The sequence below is a fragment of the Halomonas alkalicola genome, from assembly GCF_030704205.1.
In the GTDB taxonomy this organism is placed as follows: domain Bacteria; phylum Pseudomonadota; class Gammaproteobacteria; order Pseudomonadales; family Halomonadaceae; genus Halomonas; species Halomonas alkalicola.
Genome location: NZ_CP131913.1, coordinates 2,335,040 through 2,352,894, shown reverse-complemented (window position 1 = coordinate 2,352,894; position 17,855 = coordinate 2,335,040). Strand labels below are relative to the sequence as shown.

General features: G+C 69.6%; 10 protein-coding genes, 2 pseudogenes and 4 CRISPR repeat arrays (1 of these 16 cut by a window edge). Of the genes and pseudogenes, 7 read left to right on the top strand and 5 right to left on the bottom strand.

The genetic code is table 11. The features are described from left to right. Positions 1-193: 193 nt before the first annotated feature. Positions 194-1,399, bottom strand: a complete 1,206-nt coding sequence (locus B6N23_RS11170) for an ABC transporter substrate-binding protein (protein WP_305498869.1) — start codon at positions 1,397-1,399, stop codon at positions 194-196. Positions 1,400-1,592: 193 nt separating this feature from the next. Here B6N23_RS11170 and B6N23_RS11165 point away from each other — a divergent pair, with 193 nt between their 5' ends. From B6N23_RS11165 to B6N23_RS11150, 4 genes are all read left to right on the top strand, one after another. After that, entirely contained in the window at positions 1,593-2,348 is a 756-nt protein-coding gene (locus B6N23_RS11165) for a dienelactone hydrolase family protein (protein ID WP_169956571.1), read from the top strand. A gap of 2 nt (positions 2,349-2,350) precedes the next feature. Continuing rightward, complete coding sequence (locus B6N23_RS11160) at positions 2,351-3,412, top strand: C45 family autoproteolytic acyltransferase/hydrolase (protein WP_305498866.1); 1,062 nt, start codon at positions 2,351-2,353, stop codon at positions 3,410-3,412. A gap of 140 nt (positions 3,413-3,552) precedes the next feature. Continuing rightward, entirely contained in the window at positions 3,553-4,977 is a 1,425-nt protein-coding gene (locus B6N23_RS11155) for a bifunctional enoyl-CoA hydratase/phosphate acetyltransferase (protein WP_305498864.1), read from the top strand. A gap of 1 nt (position 4,978) precedes the next feature. Next, positions 4,979-6,172 (top strand): acetate/propionate family kinase, encoded by a 1,194-nt coding sequence (locus B6N23_RS11150; protein ID WP_305498862.1) that lies wholly within the window; start codon positions 4,979-4,981, stop codon positions 6,170-6,172. On the opposite strand, the pseudogene B6N23_RS11145 reads toward B6N23_RS11150, so the two are convergent. After that, positions 6,169-6,756: pseudogene (locus tag B6N23_RS11145) on the bottom strand (DUF4202 domain-containing protein). The gene B6N23_RS11150 and the pseudogene B6N23_RS11145 sit on opposite strands and share 4 nt — an antisense overlap. 122 nt (positions 6,757-6,878) lie before the next feature. On the opposite strand from B6N23_RS11145, the gene B6N23_RS11140 reads away from it, so the two are divergent. Continuing rightward, complete coding sequence (locus B6N23_RS11140; protein ID WP_305498860.1) at positions 6,879-7,193, top strand: antibiotic biosynthesis monooxygenase family protein; 315 nt, start codon at positions 6,879-6,881, stop codon at positions 7,191-7,193. A 282-nt stretch (positions 7,194-7,475) separates the two neighbouring features. On the opposite strand, the gene B6N23_RS11135 is transcribed toward B6N23_RS11140, so the two are convergent. Further along, positions 7,476-8,222, bottom strand: a complete 747-nt coding sequence (locus B6N23_RS11135; RefSeq protein ID WP_305498857.1) for an HIRAN domain-containing protein — start codon at positions 8,220-8,222, stop codon at positions 7,476-7,478. 1 nt (position 8,223) lies between these two features. After that, positions 8,224-8,529: a hypothetical protein gene (locus B6N23_RS11130; RefSeq protein WP_305498854.1), complete on the bottom strand. Its 306-nt coding sequence runs from the start codon at positions 8,527-8,529 to the stop codon at positions 8,224-8,226. Between the two features lie 89 nt (positions 8,530-8,618). On the opposite strand from B6N23_RS11130, the pseudogene istA reads away from it, so the two are divergent. Both istA and istB read left to right on the top strand, forming a co-directional pair. Beyond that, positions 8,619-9,932 (top strand): annotated as a pseudogene (istA, locus tag B6N23_RS11125) (IS21 family transposase). After that, positions 9,932-10,726 (top strand): IS21-like element helper ATPase IstB, encoded by a 795-nt coding sequence (gene istB, locus B6N23_RS11120; protein WP_305499182.1) that lies wholly within the window; start codon positions 9,932-9,934, stop codon positions 10,724-10,726. Before istA ends, istB begins: the two are co-directional and overlap by 1 nt. A gap of 29 nt (positions 10,727-10,755) precedes the next feature. On the opposite strand, the gene B6N23_RS11115 is transcribed toward istB, so the two are convergent. After that, positions 10,756-11,058, bottom strand: a complete 303-nt coding sequence (locus B6N23_RS11115) for a hypothetical protein (protein ID WP_305498852.1) — start codon at positions 11,056-11,058, stop codon at positions 10,756-10,758. 13 nt (positions 11,059-11,071) lie between these two features. Then, positions 11,072-13,427: a CRISPR direct-repeat array (repeat unit 33 nt; unit sequence GTTTCTATCCGCGCGGCCCGGGCGGGCCGCGAC). A gap of 108 nt (positions 13,428-13,535) precedes the next feature. Next, positions 13,536-15,219: direct repeats of the CRISPR family, unit length 33 nt; unit sequence GTTTCTATCCGCGCGGCCCGGGCGGGCCGCGAC. Positions 15,220-15,324: 105 nt separating this feature from the next. Then, a CRISPR array of direct repeats spans positions 15,325-16,374; the repeat unit is 33 nt; unit sequence GTTTCTATCCGCGCGGCCCGGGCGGGCCGCGAC. Positions 16,375-16,485: 111 nt separating this feature from the next. Beyond that, positions 16,486-17,855: direct repeats of the CRISPR family, unit length 33 nt; unit sequence GTTTCTATCCGCGCGGCCCGGGCGGGCCGCGAC (it continues 846 nt past the right edge of the window).

The window sequence follows — 17,855 nt, the reverse complement described above, 5'->3', positions numbered from 1 at the left end:
GGCCATACGGCGTTAAAAATCAGCTCAAGGTACTCATTTACAGCTGTAAACTCCGTCCTTTCGCTGATTTTTGCCTTGTCTGGCCTTCGCTCGACGACTTTTCGAAAAAAGCCTTATCAACGTGAAAGGCCCCGGCGGGAAACCGCCGGGGCCTTTCTGGTCAGAGAGCTCGGATCAGCTCAGCGCGGAGCGCTCAGGGCTCGACGAAGCCCTTGCTGACGAAGCGGCCGTCCTCGACCACCATCTCCACCACCACGCCCGGCACGTCGCCATCCTCGTCGAACTCGTGGCTGCCGGAGGCGCCCTCGTAGTTGATCTCGGTGCCGGCGGCGATCAGCTCCACGGCCTTCTCCCACTCGCCGGGCAGGATGATCTCGCCCGGAGCGCTGGAGACGCTGCGCAGCGCCGCGGAGAGCCCCTCGCGCTCGGCGCTGCCGTTCTGCTCGATGGCCAGCGCCACCAGGAAGGCGGCGTCGTAGGCCTGGGCGGCGAACACCGCACTGGGGTCGATGCCGGCGGCCTCGGCGGCCTCGTTGAAGAGCTCGGTGCCCGGCAGGTCGGGGCTGCCCGGGCGGGTGGCGATCATGCCCTCGAGCACGTCAGCGCCGATCGCCTCCACCAGGCTGTCGCCCACCATGCCGTCGGCTCCCACGTACTGGGTGAAGGTGCCGGCCTCGTAGGCCTGGCGCAGCACCGTCTGGCCGGAGGTGTCGGCATAGGCCAGCACCACCAGGGTGTCGGCGCCGGTGGCGGAGAGCGAGCCCAGCTCGGAGCGGTAGTCGGCGCGGTTGTCCTCGTGGGCCAGGTTCTCGGCCACTTCGCCGCCACCCGCCTCGAAGGCCTCGGTGAAGGCCTCGGAGAGGCCGCGACCGTAGTCGTTGTTCACGTAGGTCACGGCCACGTAGTCGATGCCACGGTCGAGCACCAGCTTGGCCAGCATCTCGCCCTGGAAGGCATCCGAGGGCACGGTGCGGAACACCAGGTCGTTGTCGTCCAGCTCGCTGACCGCCGGCGCCGTGGAGGCCGGCGAGACCATCACCACCCCGCCGGGAATGCCGGCATTGTTGGCCGCGGCGATGGTCGCCCCGGTGCACAGCGCGCCGACGATGGCGGTGACGTTCTCGGTGTTGACCATGCGATCCGCTGCGTTGGAGGCCGCCGAGGCGTCGCCGCAGGTGGTATCCCCGCTGGGCATCACCAGGGTCTGGCCGCCCAGGATGCCGCCCTGCTCGTTGATCTGCTGCACTGCCAGGCGGGCACCCTCGTAGATGGGCGGCGTGAGGCTCTCGATGCCCCCGGTGAAACCGCCGAGGAAACCGACCTTCACCTCGGCCTGGGCCGCGCCGGCCATGCTCAGTGCAGAGGCCGCGATGGCCATCGACAGGATGCTCTTCTTCATGTTGTTGTCCCGTTGGTTGCGAATAATGTGCTGGTGACTCCCACGCTCAATCTGGAACGCCCCGCGGGAAATCTCAAGCCGCCCCTGCCAACGCTGGCAAGCCCGGCGGTCAACTCCCCGCGCCAACGGCAGGGCCCGCCATCGCGCCTATACTGAAAGGCCCCTGACACCGCCCGTTGCCTGGAGCCCCCACATGCGCACTCTCGCCCTGCCCCTGACCGTCGCCCTGGCGCTCGCCGCCGGCGGCGCCCACGCTTTCACCCCCGCCGGCACAGATCTCGTCTACGAGGTGGAGGGCGAGGCCTTCGAGGGGTATCTCGTCACCGCCGAGGGCGAGGCCCGCGGCACGGTGCTGATCATCCATGACTGGGACGGCCTGGACGACTACGAGCGCCAGCGCGCCGACATGCTCGCCGCGCAGGGCTATGACGCCTTCGCCGTGGACCTCTACGGCCAGGGCAACCGCCCCCAGGAGATCGAGAAGAAGCGCACCGAGACCGCCCGCCTCTACGAGGATCGCGAACGCATGCGCGCCCTGACCCTGGCGGGCCTAGCCGAGGCCCGCGCCCAGGGCGCCGCCGAGCCAAGCGTGATCATGGGCTACTGCTTCGGCGGCGCCGTGGCCCTGGAGATGGCTCGCTTCGGCGAGGCCGAGAACGTGCACGGCTTCGCCAGCTTCCATGGCGGCCTGGCCACCCCCGAGGGGCAGAGCTGGCCACAGGGCGCCGGGCCCATCCTGATCGCCCACGGCGGCGCCGACAGCGCCATTCCCATGAGCGAGGTCGCCACCCTGGCCGAGGAGCTGGAGGCCGCCGAGGCGACCTACGAGATCCAGGTCTACTCCGGCGCGCCCCACGCCTTCACCGTGTTCGGCAGCGACGCCTACCGGGCCCACGCCGATGCCCGCGCCTGGAGCGCCTTCCTGATCCTGCTCGACGAGGCACTCTGACCATGCTGCAGCAGCTGCTCACCGTCACCGAGCTCGGCGGCAGCCGCCGCGAGATCGGCCTGGCCCACGGCCGCACCCACGCCCGGCTGATCCAGCGCAGCCTGGAGGTCTACGACCGGCTCTTCCACGACTTCGTGGGCATCCGCTGGGTGCGGGCCCGGGTCGAGGCGGCGCGCTTCGGGCGGATGATCGAACGCGGCTTTCCCGAGATCCTCGAGGAGATGGACGCCATCGCCGAGGGGGCCGGGGTCGAGCCCCTCGATATCCTCACCCTCAACTGCCGCAGCGAGATCTCGCTGACCCGCGCCAGCGGCGGCTGCTCCGCCTTCGCCCTGCAGCGCGCCGGCACCCAGTGGCTGGCCCAGAACTGGGACTGGCGCACCGACCAGCTGCACAACGTGGTGGTGCTGAAGATCCGGGGCGAGACCAGCGCCCCCCTGGTGAGCGTCGGCGAGGCGGGCATGGTGGCCAAGATCGGGCTCAACGCCCACGGCATCGGCGTCTGCCTCAACGCCATCCGTTCGCAGACCTGCGGCGAGGGGCTGCCGATCCACGTGGCGCTGCGCAAGATCCTCGAGAGCCCCGACCTGGAAAGCGCCCTGGCGGTGGCCAGCCGCGACCGGGTCTGCTCCCCGGCCCACTTCCTGGTGGCGAGTGCCAAGGGCGAGGCGGTGGGACTCGAGGTGCACCCCGGCGAGCCAGGCCGGCTGCCGGCCGAGGGCGGCGTGGTCACTCACACCAACCATCTCTACGCGCCGGACGCCACCGCCCAGGTGGAGGATTTCCCCCGGGCCGACTCGCGCCCACGCCTGGCGCGACTGGATGCCCTGCTGCGCCGGGAGCCGGCGCCGAGCGCCCCCATGGACGAGCGCGCCCTGTTCGAGATCCTCGCCGACCACGACGGCGAGCCGCTGTCGATCTGCCGCCACTTCAACCCCGCCCAGCCCCCGGAGGAGCGCATGGAGACGCTGTTCGGGGTGGTGATGAACCTCACCGAGCGGCGCCTCGCCGTGCGCCACGGCAAGCCCTGCGAGTCCGAGGAGACGCTGGTGGTGACCCTGTAGGGCACGCTGGCATACACACAGCCCCGGCACAGTCGCCGGGGGAATCGCAACGTCCCGCGGGTCAACGCAAGGGCGGCCGGGACAGGCTATGATGGGGGCTGAATTTCCTGCATCGCAGTAACCACCCCCGGAGCCGCCCCATGGATGCCCCCCACGACGACCGCTACATCGAGAACCGCACCTTCGACGAGATCCAGGTAGGCGACGAGGCGCACCTCGAGAAGCGCCTGACCCTGGATGACATCAAGCTGTTCGCCATCATGTCCGGCGACATCAACCCCTCCCATGTGGACGACGACTTCGCGCGCAGCTCGCGCTTCCAGGAGGTCATCGCCCACGGCATGTGGGGCGGCGCGCTGATCTCCACGGTACTGGGCACCCAGCTGCCCGGCCCCGGCACCCTCTACCTGGGCCAGACGCTGAGCTTCCGGGCACCGGTCGCCCTCGGCGACGTGCTCAAGGTCAGCGTGCGCGTCAGCGCCAAGGACGACGCCCGCTCGCAGCTGACCCTCGACTGCCGCTGCGAGAACCAGCGGGGCAAGGTGGTGATCGAGGGCGAGGCTCGCGTGCTCGCCCCCACGGAGAAGATCCGCCGGCCCCGTGCCGTGCTGCCCACGGTGCGCCTGGCCGAACGCGGCCGCCTGCACGAGATCCTCTCCGCCGCCGACCACCCCCCCGCCATCCCCGTGGCGGTGGTGCACCCGGTGGACGATGTCTCGCTGACCGGCGCCGTGGCCGCCGCCCACCAGGGCCTGATCATTCCCCTGCTGGTGGGCCCGGAGGCGAAGATCCGCGCCGCGGCGGATGCCGCCCGGCTCGATATCAGCGAGTTCGAGCTGATCGACGTGCCCCACAGCCACGCCGCCGCGGAGCGCGCCGTGGCGCTGGTGCGGGAGGGACGCGCCGAGGCCCTGATGAAGGGGGCCCTGCACACCGACGAGCTGATGCACGAGGTGCTCAAGCGCGACGGCGGCCTGCGCACCGAGCGCTGCATCAGCCACGTGATGGCCTTCGACGTGCCGACCTACCCGCGCCCGCTGTTCATCACCGACGCCGCCATCAATATCTCGCCGAGCCTCGACCAGAAGCGCGACATCATCTGCAACGCTATCGAGCTGGCCCACGCCCTGGGCAACCAGGACCCCAGGGTGGCCATCCTCTCCGCGGTGGAGACGGTCAACCCCCGGATCCCCTCCACCCTGGACGCCGCCGCCCTGTGCAAGATGGCCGACCGCGGCCAGATCTGCGGCGGCACCCTGGACGGCCCGCTGGCCTTCGACAACGCCATCTCGGAGAGCGCCGCGCGCACCAAGGGCATCGACTCCCCGGTGGCCGGGCGCGCCGATATCCTGGTGGCCCCGGATCTGGAGTCCGCCAACATGCTGATGAAGCAGCTGACCTACCTGGCCGATGCCACCGGCGCCGGCCTGGTGCTGGGCGCCCGGGTCCCGATCATCCTCACCAGCCGCGCCGACGAGGCCATCACCCGCATGGCCTCCTGCGCCCTGGCCCTGCTGGTGGCCGACCACCAGCGGCGCCAGGGGCTGCCCGAGCAGGGAGCCTGAGATGCGTCATATCCTGACCCTCAACAGCGGCTCCTCCAGCCTGAAGTTTGCCCTCTACCCGCTGGCGGGGGCCGCTTCACTCGACGCCCTGACGCCCCGCTATCGCGGCAAGTTCACCGGGCTCAACGGTGGCGCCCCCGGCTTCAGCCTGGCGGATGGCGAGGGCCACCCGGTGGCCGCGGAGATGGGCGAGCTGCCCCCGAGCCTCGACCTGCCTGGCGCCACCGCGCGCCTGCTGGGCTGGCTGGATGCGCACCCCGACCTGGCGCTCGCCGCGGTGGGGCATCGGGTGGTCCACGGCGGCCGTGCCTACCATCGCCCGGTGCGCCTCACCCCCGAGATCACCGACGCGCTCAAGGCCTTCGAATCGCTGGCACCGCTGCACCAGCCCTTCTGCCTCGCCCCGGTGGCGGCGCTGGCCGAGCGCTACCCCGAGCTGCCCCAGGTGGCCTGCTTCGACACCGCCTTCCACGCCGACCAACCCGAGGTCGCCCGCTGGTTCGCCCTGCCCCGGGAGATGACCGAGCGCGGACTGATCCGCTACGGCTTCCACGGGCTCTCCTACGACTACATCAACCAGGTGCTGCCGGCCTGCCTGGGCGATGCCCCCCGCGAGCGGGTGATCGTCGCCCACCTGGGCAACGGCGCCAGCCTCTGCGCCATCCGCAACGGCCAGAGCGTGGCCTCCACCATGGGCTTCACCGCCATCGAGGGAATGCCCATGGGCACCCGCAGCGGCAGCCTCGACCCGGGGCTGGTGCTGCACCTGATCCAGCAGGAGGGAATGAGCGCCGACGAGGTCACCGAGCTGCTCTACAAGCGCTCCGGCCTGCTCGGCGTTTCCGGCATCAGCGGCGACATGCGAGAGCTGCTCGCAAGCCCTGCGGAGGAGGCCCGCGAAGCAGTGGCGCTCTACGCCTACCGCGCCGTGCGCGAGATCGGCAGCCTGGCGGCCGCCCTGGGCGGGCTCGACCAGCTGGTCTTCACCGCCGGCATCGGCGAGCGTGCCGCCCCGGTGCGCGAGGCCATCTGCCGGGGCTGCGAGTGGCTGGGCCTGGCCCTCGACCCAGACGCCAACCGCCGCGACGCCCTCCGCATCAGCCGCGCCGACAGCCGCGTCAGCGCCTGGGTGATCCCCACCGACGAGGAGCGCATGATCGCCTGGTACAGCGCCCGCCTGCTGGGGCAGGCCTAGCCTGCCAGCGCCTCCTCCACCAGGCTGCGCGCCGCAGCGCTCATGGGCAGGCCAAGCGCCAGCTCATGGGCCTTGGGCGACATCTTCTTCCAGGTCATCTGCACGATGCGGATCAGGTGGTCGTGGTCGATCTGCTTCGAGAAGTCCGCGAAGTAGTTCTCCAGGAACACCAGGCAAGCGCAATCCTCTACCGCCTGGGCGCCCGGGTCGCGCCCCAGGCCCTGCTTGCGGATCATCCGCTTCACCGCCTCGGCCGACTCGTCATCGAAGCCCGCCTCGCGCATCAGCGCGGCAGTGGTCTCCCCGGCGCGCTGGCCCTGGTCGCGCCGCCAGGTCAGGTAGCCCACCCGCCCCTCCGGGTAGTCGCTGCGCGGCACCTGCCAGCGCTGCAGGTGCTGGCCGCGCACCGCCAGGCGAATCAGCTCGTCGGGGTGCTCATGCAGCCGCTCCAGCCAGGCGCTCATGCGCCCGGCGTGCCACAGCTCCCGGGGCACGGGCGCCCCCTACACCTCCACATGGCGCGGGTCCTGCGCGTGCAGCGCATCCAGGGCGGCCAGGGTCTTCGCATAGGGGGTATCGGACATGCTCACTCCTTGTGGTCGATGAAGGGCCAGTTGCCCCCAGCATATTAGCGGACGCCCGCAGCGGGGCGAAGCCACATCCTCGGGGAGATACACTGAGCGGAGAACCGACCGGGAGAGGCGCCATGAAATACATCTTCGAGGTGCATATCCGCGACGGCTACCCGGCCGAGGAATACGCCGAGGCCTGGGTGCGCGCCAGCGAGATCATCCAGCGTGCGCCGGGCGCGCGAGGCACCGAGCTGCACCGCAAGATCGACGACCCCACCACCCTGATCGCCATCGCCCACTGGGACAGCAAGGCCAGCCGCGACGCCATGGAGGCCAAGCGCGACCCGACGGTGAAGGCGATCATCAAGAGCGCCGCCCCCTGCTGCGAGATCCGCCTGATCGGCGAATTCGAGGAGCCGGAGTGGGTGGTGATGCCCCCCGAGGAATAGGGGCAGGGAAGAGGGGCAGGTCCCCGATTGCGACGCGTCCCCCGATTACGATGCCTGGCTGCATGCCGTCAGCCACAAGGAAGCCTTCAGCGAGGTGAGGCTGCTCGGCAACCAGAACATCGTCTGCAAGCCGACCAAGCCCAAGTGGTCCCACACCGTGGAGCGCCTGAAACAGCTATGGCGCCTCGGCGACGGCAGCACCTAAGAACCCCCGCGTAAGCTCGTGAGAGCCAAGAGGCGGGGGTCGTGTTGACACATGTGGAGGCGCTCAGCGCGAAAGGCTCAAGCCTGCATCCGGAACACATTGGCCGGCATTGCCGGTCGGTCATCCAGTCGGATCCGAGTCAGTACATAAACCAGGGGGCGCTCTGGGCTGCCATTGATGCGAAATACCTCGCCGTCGAGGGCAGCACCCCGGCCCAGCATGCGGTGAAGCATGTCCAGGTGCCCCCGCGGAGCATAACCCAGCTTTCGTCCGGCGCTCTCCATCCTGATGGCGTGTGCGTCAATCTGGTTTTCAGGTTCCGGCACGAACTGCACGGGGTCGCCCTGGCTCAGCTCTGAGGCGTCGAGTTCGGCTTCATGGCGGAACCCAGCCACCTCCACCAGCACCTCGAAGGCTTCAGGCGGATCATCAAAGGGATGCACCAGCTCGAAACCATCGTTGGGTAGCTTGGCACCGCTGTACCCCAACAGGGCGAAGTCGCTGATCTCGGCATCGGCAGGGATGGCACGCAGCTCCAGATAGCGACTGAAATCGCCTCGGCTTCGCGGCGGCAGGCGCCGCTTGAAGGCCTCCATCACCTGGTGGCTGTGCTCCACCTGCTTCAGCGGGAAGGCGGGATAGCCTTCGAAGCCCATTTGCTTCGCCTCTGTCATCTCGGGGCCGTGGTCATATTGAAGCACTACCTGACCGCCCTTCGTCACCAACTGGCCCACGCGATAGCGAGAGCGCTTCTTGCTCTCGCGGGCCTGCCAGAAGAGCAGCAGCCGCTGTGGTTCTACCAGATGTTCGATAAAGCGGGCCATGTCAGTTCTCCAGCGCCTCTAACAGGCGCGCTCTCCTTGTCAGCGTCAGGAAGGCAATAAATTCAGCACGTTGAGCTGTAAGCGGGTGCGGAAGGTCAAATTGCGTGAGGCGGTACAGCATGGCCTCCAAGTCATCTTCGCACCATCTCTGCAGCCGTTCTATCAGTATCGGTCGGATATGCGGAAAGTGCCGGCAGTACTCGGCGACTCCTTCGATCAGGTGTAAACGCCGGCTGTCGCTTCTGGACCAGCGCATCTGATGCTCACCCCTGCGCAGGTATCCCGCGAGCTCGTTCGGGTCACGCATCATGCGCTGCTGTCAGGCGACATGGAAAACTGCCCCCCAAGCGACACCGAAAACTGACCCCTCCGTGAGTTCACCAGGAGGGTCCGCCCATGAAGAAATCCGGATATAACGTTCCCCACACTCAGGTACGAGGGGAACCGATGCAGAGCCCAGAGGATGTCGCCGCCATGCTCCGCCTGAAGGCCTGTGGCTGGGGGACGAAACGCATCGCCGATGAACTCGGTATCAGCAGGAACACCGTCAAGCGCTACCTGCGCCAGGGCGGCTGGGCGCCCTACGCAAGCCCGCAGCGCAGCAAGTCGCTGGAAGGGCTGGAGGAATGGCTGAAGGCCCGCTTCCTGCAGCATGCCGGCAACGCCGCCGTGGTCCTGCAAGACCTGCAGCTCGAACACGGCCTCACGGTCAGCCTGCGTACGGTGGAACGCGCCTGCGCGCCCTTCCGTCAGGCCCTGGCCGCCGAAGCCAAGGCCACGGTGAGGTTCGAGACTCCGCCCGGCAAGCAGCTCCAGATCGACTTCGGCAGCCGCCACATCACCATCGATGGGGAGTCGGTCAAGGTCTTCCTGTTTGTCGCCACCCTGGGCTACTCCCGCCGCCACTACGTCCGCGCCTTCCGGCACGAGCGGCAGTCGGCGTGGTTCGCCGGCCTGGAAGGCGCCTTCCGCCACTTTGGCGGCGTGCCGGAGCAGGTACTGCTGGATAACGCCCGGGCGCTGGTCGATCACCACAACGCGGCGACCCGCGAGGTGGTGTTCAACGAGCGGCTGGCGGCCTTTGCCCGCTACTGGGGGTTCCGACCGGTGGCCTGTGCGCCGTACCGCGCCCGCACCAAGGGCAAGGACGAGCGAGGCGTCGGCTATGTGAAACGTAACGCCATCGCCGCCGCCCCGCACCTTTGCCTCCTGGGCGGCGCTGGAGGCCCACCTGATCTGGTGGATGCGCGAGATCGCCGACCAGCGGGTCCACGGCACCACCGGAGAGCTGCCGGCGGTGCGCTTCATCGCCGAACAGGCCAGCCTGCAGCCGCTCAACGACCGGGCGCCCTTCGAGCAGGCACGAGAGCTGAGCCGTCGGGTCCAGCGCGACGCCACCGTGGAGGTCGACACCAACCGCTACAGCGTGCCCTGGCGCCTGATCGGTGAGCCCGTCCAGGTCAGCGTGACCGACGGCGAACTGCGGGTGCACCACGCCGGCCGTGAAGTGGCCCGCCACCCGGAGCTGGGCGGGCGCCGCCAGGTGCGCTGCCTGCCGGAGCACCTGCAGGGCATCGTCGGCTACCGATCCCCCAAAGCGGACGCCGAGGAGGTCGTGGCGTCCAGCGAGATCGTGGCCACCTTGCCGCCGGCCGTGCTGCAGCGCGACCTGACCGAGTACGAAGCCGTGGTGGGGGAGGTGGCTGGTGATGACGATGCCCGAGACGGAGCGCCTGGATGCCATGCTGACGCGTCTCAAGCTGACCGCCATCCGCGAGCGGCTCGACACGCTGCTTGACGAAGCCGCACGCCGGGAGCTGACCCTGCGCGAGACGCTGGCCTACCTGTGCGAGCAGGAGGTGGCCCACAAGGAGCAGCGGCGCATCCAGATGGGCCTGAGCATCGCCCGCTTCCCGTTCCTGCGCACTCTGGAAGGGTTCGACTTCAGCGCCCAGCCTGCCGTCGATCCCGGTCAGATCCGTGAGTTGGCCTGCGGACGCTGGATCGCCAACGGCGATGCTCTGCTGCTGCTCGGCCCGCCGGGCGTGGGTAAGAGTCATCTCGCTGTGGCACTTGGCCGGGAAGCGGTCAAGGCCGGCTACTCAGTGCTGTTCACTACCGCCACGGCACTGATTACCCAACTGGTCCAGGCCCATGCCAATGGCGACCTGGAGGAACGGCTAAGGCACTTCGCCAAGCCCAAGCTATTGATCATCGACGAGCTGGGCTACCTGCCGCTGGAGCCGGGGGCGGCCAACCTGTTCTTCCAGCTGGTCACCCGGCGTTATGAGCGCGGCAGCCTGTTGGTCACCAGCAACCGAGCGGTCAGCGAGTGGGGCGAGGTGTTCGGTGACGCCGTGGTCGCCACGGCGATCCTTGACCGACTGCTGCATCACAGCCACGTCATCACCATCCGAGGCGACAGTTACCGACTGCGTGCCAAGCGCAAGGCCGGGCTGATCAAGCCCGACACCATCCACCATCACGATCAGGTCGTCAGGTAAGGGGGTCAGATTTCACTGTCGCCAGGGGGTCACTTTCTGATGTCGCTTGACAGCTGCATCTTCTCCGGTAACAGCTCATGCCCCAGGCTGGTGCCATTGTCGAAGTAGGGTGTGAACCGTGCCGTCGGCCCTTCCTCGCTCCAGATCAGCCCCCAATTCTCCTGATGGCGGTCAGTGTTACCGATCAGCGCATCGAAACAGAGACACAGGCCCCAGTAGCGCCGCCAGTCATGGGTCAGCCACTTGCCGCGCTCGAGGACTCGACTGAGCTCGATGATGGTAGCCAGGTTGTGCTGCCTCCCCTTTTCTCGGTCATAGCCCGGGATACGCACCACCTACCTGGTGGTTTCTATCCGCGCGGCCCGGGCGGGACGCGACTCGGCGCCCACCACGCCGCCGTAGTGTTTGGCCAGGTTTCTATCCGCGCGGCCCGGGCGGGACGCGACCCCCGTGTTCAGCATGAGGGGGGCGGGGCTCTGAGGTTTCTATCCGCGCGGCCCGGGCGGGACGCGACGTGGTGCACAACACCCAGCGCACGCCCTGGCCGCTGTTTCTATCCGCGCGGCCCGGGCGGGACGCGACGCTGGACGCCAAGCTGAGCAAGCCGAGCCCGAAGTTTCTATCCGCGCGGCCCGGGCGGGACGCGACGGGCCGCCAGCGACGCCCAGGCCGAGCAGGAACGGTTTCTATCCGCGCGCGGCCCGGGCGGGCCGCGACACCCGCATGGAGGAGCGCCAGGACAGCCACGGGGGGTTTCTATCCGCGCGGCCCGGGCGGGCCGCGACACCCGCATGGAGGAGCGCCAGGACAGCCACGGGGGGTTTCTATCCGCGCGGCCCGGGCGGGCCCGCGACCCGTGCATGGGCTCATGCTCATCCACCCACGCCAGGTTTCTATCCGCGCGGCCCGGGCGGGCCGCGACCCGTGCACCACGCCACCCTTGGCGACAGCGATGCTGTTTCTATCCGCGCGGCCCGGGCGGGCGACGACGCGCCCCCGACACGCAACCTGCTGCGCCAGGTGTTCGTTTCTATCCGCGCGGCCCGGGCGGGCCGCGACGATCCGCCGCCGTAGTGTTGAAGCTGTTGCCGAGGTTTCTATCCGCGCGGCCCGGGCGGGCCGCGACGCCGGCGCCATGCACCGTATCCCGCGCCTGCAATGGTTTCTATCCGCGCGGCCCGGGCGGGCCGCGACACCTGCTGCTCATGCTCATCGCCGACGGCTACCGCGTGTTTCTATCCGCGCGGCCCGGGCGGGCCGCGACGAGATGGCCTGGGTCAGTCACCTAGCCTGCTGCGTGTTTTCTATCCGCGCGGCCCGGGCGGGCCGCGACGCCCCAGGCTTTCACCTTCGGCGAGCCGGAGCCGGTGTTTCTATCCGCGCGGCCCGGGCGGGCCGCGACCATGTCGTCAACGCCGATGACGTTGATGCGGCTCAGGTTTCTATCCGCGCGGCCCGGGCGGCCGCGACCACCAGTCTGCCCGGGCGGGTCGTCAATCTCATAGAGGTTTCTATCCGCGCGGCCCGGGCGGGCCGCGACTTGAGCCACAGCCGGAGCACACCTGAGCCGTCAAGGTTTCTATCCGCGCGGCCCGGGCGGGCCGCGACCATCACCCGGTTGACGAGCGCCTGATACTCGGCGGTGTTTCTATCCGCGCGGCCCGGGCGGGCCGCGACCAGGGGTGGCGAAGGTGGCGAAACAAGGACTTACCGTTTCTATCCGCGCGGCCCGGGCGGGCCGCGACATGTCGCTCAGCGACCTCTGCCGCCGGGTAGGCCTGTTTCTATCCGCGCGGCCCGGGCGGGCCGCGACGCGGGCGCTTCCCCCAACACCGCGCCGCCCTGCACGTTTCTATCCGCGCGGCCCGGGCGGGCCGCGACTTCCCAGCTATCCACGGCGCCGGCCTGCTCCTTCCAGTTTCTATCCGCGCGGCCCGGGCGGGCCGCGACCTCACCGCCTGGGCCTGAGCGAGCCGAGCCGCCAGTTTCTATCCGCGCGGCCCGGGCGGGCCGCGACTCGAGCCGCTCGCCCTGCTCCTCGCGCAGGCGCCGGTTTCTATCCGCGCGGCCCGGGCGGGCCGCGACCCGCCTCCATGGCCTTGTCATGGCGAACGCTGGCGTTTCTATCCGCGCGGCCCGGGCGGGCCGCGACGGGGCATGGGGTCCATCTCGGCGGGGCCCCAATGTTTCTATCCGCGCGGCCCGGGCGGGCCGCGACTCGGGCTTGAGGTAGCGGGCGATGCGGTCCTTGCGGTTTCTATCCGCGCGGCCCGGGCGGGCCGCGACGCGGAGATCGGGCGGCTCTCGCCGGCGTCGACGTCGTTTCTATCCGCGCGGCCCGGGCGGGCCGCGACCTCCTATCGGGTTCAGGCGGCGGCGACGCGGTCGGCGTTTCTATCCGCGCGGCCCGGGCGGGCCGCGACGCCATGCCGAGCTGGGCGTCGAGCAGGGCGTCCTTGTTTCTATCCGCGCGGCCCGGGCGGGCCGCGACCTTCACTCCGGCGACCACGGCGGGGAGGGTCTTGGCGTTTCTATCCGCGCGGCCCGGGCGGGCCGCGACTCTCGACCTTGTCCTGGCCATTCACGGTGAGCTTGTTTCTATCCGCGCGGCCCGGGCGGGCCGCGACGCTCGCCGGCGATCGGCGATCTCGTAAGGCAGGCCGGCGGCGTTTCTATCCGCGCGGCCCGGGCGGGCCGCCGCGACCGGTACATGACGGCTTCTTCGACGGTTTCGCACTCGTTTCTATCCGCGCGGCCCGGGCGGCGCCGCGACCTGCCAATGGCGTCGGCAGCGCGACAACCAGGAGAGAGTTTCTATCCGCGCGGCCCGGGCGGGCCGCGACCGCCGGCCACGGTGGTGCTGGCCGGCGGGTTGCTGTTTCTATCCGCGCGGCCCGGGCGGGCCGCGACCCGGCTCCTGCCGTAATCTCCCTACTTGGCTCAACGTTTCTATCCGCGCGGCCCGGGCGGGCCGCGACCTGTAATGGCGGGGTTTACAGAGGGGGGGGGGGGGTGTTTTTTCTATCCGCGCGGCCCGGGCGGGCCGCGACCTCAATGGATTCATTGGCTTGGGCTTCTACCGACGAGTTTCTATCCGCGCGGCCCGGGCGGGCCGCGACCTGATCGCCCTTCTCGAAGCAGAGCCGGACGGCCTGTTTCTATCCGCGCGGCCCGGGCGGGCCGCGACAAACCCTGGGCCAAGACCCGGCAGGGTAAAGTGTTTGTTTCTATCCGCGCGGCCCGGGCGGGCCGCGACTCGACTACGACTACACCCCGGTGCCCCCGCTCGAGTTTCTATCCGCGCGGCCCGGGCGGGCCGCGACGTCATGGCCCTGGTCTATGCCGGTTACCTGCTGTGGTTTCTATCCGCGCGGCCCGGGCGGGCCGCGACCCGCCGTGGCCGCCCTCGCTTTCACCCTGTGGAAGTTTCTATCCGCGCGGCCCGGGCGGGCCGCGACCTGTGAAAACCACCAAAGACGCCAGCCAATGGCACAAGTTTCTATCCGCGCGGCCCGGGCGGGCCGCGACTTGTGCAAGCGCGGGGGCGTCTTCTCTTTTTCCCTGTTTCTATCCGCGCGGCCCGGGCGGGCCGCGACATGCTCAGGCGGCACGGGGCTGGTGCCCTTGAACAGTTTCTATCCGCGCGGCCCGGGCGGGCCGCGACGTCAGCATCAAGACCCGCGTTTCTGGCCAATTGTGTTTCTATCCGCGCGGCCCGGGCGGGCCGCGACGAGCCGGCAGCATCACGATCCTCGATGACGAGCCCGTTTCTATCCGCGCGGCCCGGGCGGGCCGCGACCATATATATCCCAGCCTGTTGCAAGGCGAGCCCATCGAGTTTCTATCCGCGCGGCCCGGGCGGGCCGCGACATGCCGAGGACATCACCACCGAGCACGACCCGCTAGTTTCTATCCGCGCGGCCCGGGCGGGGGCCGCGACTTGCGGCGCGGGAGTTGTTGATCATACTTTGAGTGTTTCTATCCGCGCGGCCCGGGCGGGCCGCGACCCCAGAGTCTGTCGCCCAATAAACCCAATCCTTGGTGTTTCTATCCGCGCGGCCCGGGCGGGCCGCGACCTGGCTGGCGGTATCGCTGATCAAGGGCGATATGTCGGTTTCTATCCGCGCGGCCCGGGCGGGCCGCGACCTGGCTGGCGGTATATCGCTGATCAAGGGCGATATGTCGGTTTCTATCCGCGCGGCCCGGGCGGGCCGCGACCTGACCCTTGTACACGGTGCCGGGGCTGCCGTTCAGGTTTCTATCCGCGCGGCCCGGGCGGGCCGCGACGCGGGCGCCTCATCCAACAGGATGGCATCGTGATCGTTTCTATCCGCGCGCGGCCCGGGCGGGCCGCGACTCTCGGTATTCGTCTACGTCGATGCGTCCTTGCATGTTTCTATCCGCGCGGCCCGGGCGGGCCGCGACGTGGTCCGCCCCAGCACGAAGTTGGGGTCGTGGTTGTTTCTATCCGCGCGGCCCGGGCGGGCCGCGACTCCAGCGGGATGCCGAACTCGTCCAGTATCAGCCGGTTTCTATCCGCGCGGCCCGGGGCGGGCCGCGACACCACCTCGATGCCGGGGCAGTCGAACCCCTCGATGTTTTTCTATCCGCGCGGCCCGGGCGGGCCGCGACTTGCCTATATGCCGATGGTTGCCGGCATCCTGAAGTTTCTATCCGCGCGGCCCGGGCGGGCCGCGACGCGGTGTGGACGAGTTTGAGCGCCGCCCTGGTGAATGGCGTTTCTATCCGCGCGGCCCGGGCGGGCCGCGACCTGGTGGCGTTTGCCCGCCCGATCAAGCAGACCATGTTTCTATCCGCGCGGCCCGGGCGGGCCGCGACGCTTCAGCACCATGTAGCGCACGCGGCGGATGATGTTTCTATCCGCGCGGCCCGGGCGGGCCGCGACCTACCCCTCGCTGTTCGGCGGCGACACCGAAGGCGTTTCTATCCGCGCGGCCCGGGCGGGCCGCGACCTGATCGCGGGGTTGTCGCTCTGCACCCACTGGCAGTTTCTATCCGCGCGGCCCGGGCGGGCCGCGACATGTACAGAGCCGGGTCATGGGTCTCGCTCGGGTCGTTTCTATCCGCGCGGCCCGGGCGGGCCGCGACTGTTCGCCATCGTCGCCTTCGTCGTCAGCCTGGTGTTTCTATCCGCGCGGCCCGGGCGGGCCGCGACTCGCCGCCTGCTGGCTCCACTCGTCCCAGATCGGGTTTCTATCCGCGCGGCCCGGGCGGGCCGCGACTAGGCAACGCTCGCCGCATGGTCAAGGGTCCAGACGTTTCTATCCGCGCGGCCCGGGCGGGCCGCGACGGTCGCGCGCGCGCGGATCCACTCGGTACCCAGGTTTCTATCCGCGCGGCCCGGGCGGGCCGCGACCACCAGGTCAACGAAGCCCGCACCGCCTATGACTACGTTTCTATCCGCGCGGCCGGCCGGGGCCGCGACTCACCGCCTTGCGGGCCTCGGTCATGTAGCGGCGGTTTCTATCCGCGCGGCCCGGGCGGGCCGCGACGCCACGACGATACTGGCTATTCGCTGCCGCCAATGTTTCTATCCGCGCGGCCCGGGCGGGCCGCGACTCACGAGGCGCGCGAGCTTTGAGCTTATCGGCGAAGTTTCTATCCGCGCGGCCCGGGCGGGCCGCGACTTCACTGAGGACGAGATTCGCGCCACGGTGGGCATGGTTTTCTATCCGCGCGGCCCGGGCGCGGGCCGCGACCCGCCGATGGGGAGAGGGAGTGATGACAGACGAAGACGAAGTTTCTATCCGCGCGGCCCGGGCGGGCCGCGACAAGATGACGCTGGATCAGGTCATCGCCCACTGCCAGTTTCTATCCGCGCGGCCCGGGCGGGCCGCGACCCGCCCACACGGCGGTCCACAACCACCAACAAGGGGTTTCTATCCGCGCGGCCCGGGCGGGCCGCGACCCGGAAATATCACCCAAGGTTGTTCGGGAGCTGCTGTTTCTATCCGCGCGGCCCGGGCGGGCCGCGACGACCATGCGCGCCGCTACCCGTTTTTCTTCGCCTGGTTTCTATCCGCGCGGCCCGGGCGGGCCGCGACCCGACAATGCCGTTCCCGGTCAATTCTGCCATGGTGTTTCTATCCGCGCGGCCCGGGCGGGCCGCGACATGACCGACCGGCCCGTTTGTCCGGAGTGTGTGGTGGAGGTTTCTATCCGCGCGGCCCGGGGGGGCCGCGACCGGAGCCGATCCCGGCGAAGCCGCCGGTGCGGCCGTTTCTATCCGCGCGGCCCGGGCGGGCCGCGACTCTGGATGAAAAGGTCTCATGGGATAGTCGCCGGGGTTTCTATCCGCGCGGCCCGGGCGGGCCGCGACACGAACCTCGAGCGGGGCCTCGTTTTCGCTGTTGTAGTTTCTATCCGCGCGGCCCGGGCGGGCGCGACGTGTTTGCAGAGCCGGTCTCTCAGGCCGCCGGCGTTTCTATCCGCGCGGCCCGGGCGGGCCGCGACTCGACTACGACTACACCCCGGTGCCCCCGCTCGAGTTTCTATCCGCGCGGCCCGGGCGGGCCGCGACGCGATCCATCCAGCCGTCGGTGATGGCGGCGTGGTAGTTTCTATCCGCGCGGCCCGGGCGGGCCGCGACGTGATGTCGCCCAGGAACTCGGCCTGGTCGTCTGCGTTTCTATCCGCGCGGCCCGGGCGGGCCGCGACGAGATTTATCAGTACGTGCGGGAGAATTACGAGATTGTTTCTATCCGCGCGGCCCGGGCGGGCCGCGACGCGCACTCCGAGGCGACCTGATCTAGCAGGTGGTGTTTCTATCCGCGCGGCCCGGGCGGGCCGGGCGCGACCATACCGGCAGTTCCCCGTTCTGGTCCCAGGCCGCGTTTCTATCCGCGCGGCCCGGGCGGGCCGCGACGTCGATGCGGCCCCTGACCATAGCCTCTGCTAGCAGTTTCTATCCGCGCGGCCCGGGCGGGCCGCGCGACTTCAGGCCGGCGGCCTCTTCTTCCTGCATCATGGCGTTTCTATCCGCGCGGCCCGGGCGGGCCGCGACGATATTGATGCGACTGACGGCTGGGTCCAAGTGGCTGTTTCTATCCGCGCGGCCCGGGCGGGCCGCGACCCGGAGGCAGCACACTCCGGCGCCGCTTGCGTTGTT

Bases quoted from the DNA above. Each gene is read 5' to 3' on its own strand.
- B6N23_RS11170 (WP_305498869.1), bottom strand. From the start codon at position 1,399: ATGAAGAAGAGCATCCTGTCGATGGCCATCGCGGCCTCTGCACTGAGC.
- B6N23_RS11165 (WP_169956571.1), top strand. From the start codon at position 1,593: ATGCGCACTCTCGCCCTGCCCCTGACCGTCGCCCTGGCGCTCGCCGCC.
- B6N23_RS11160 (WP_305498866.1), top strand. From the start codon at position 2,351: ATGCTGCAGCAGCTGCTCACCGTCACCGAGCTCGGCGGCAGCCGCCGC.
- B6N23_RS11155 (WP_305498864.1), top strand. From the start codon at position 3,553: ATGGATGCCCCCCACGACGACCGCTACATCGAGAACCGCACCTTCGAC.
- B6N23_RS11150 (WP_305498862.1), top strand. From the start codon at position 4,979: ATGCGTCATATCCTGACCCTCAACAGCGGCTCCTCCAGCCTGAAGTTT.
- B6N23_RS11140 (WP_305498860.1), top strand. From the start codon at position 6,879: ATGAAATACATCTTCGAGGTGCATATCCGCGACGGCTACCCGGCCGAG.
- B6N23_RS11135 (WP_305498857.1), bottom strand. From the start codon at position 8,222: ATGGCCCGCTTTATCGAACATCTGGTAGAACCACAGCGGCTGCTGCTC.
- B6N23_RS11130 (WP_305498854.1), bottom strand. From the start codon at position 8,529: ATGCGTGACCCGAACGAGCTCGCGGGATACCTGCGCAGGGGTGAGCAT.
- istB (WP_305499182.1), top strand. From the start codon at position 9,932: ATGACGATGCCCGAGACGGAGCGCCTGGATGCCATGCTGACGCGTCTC.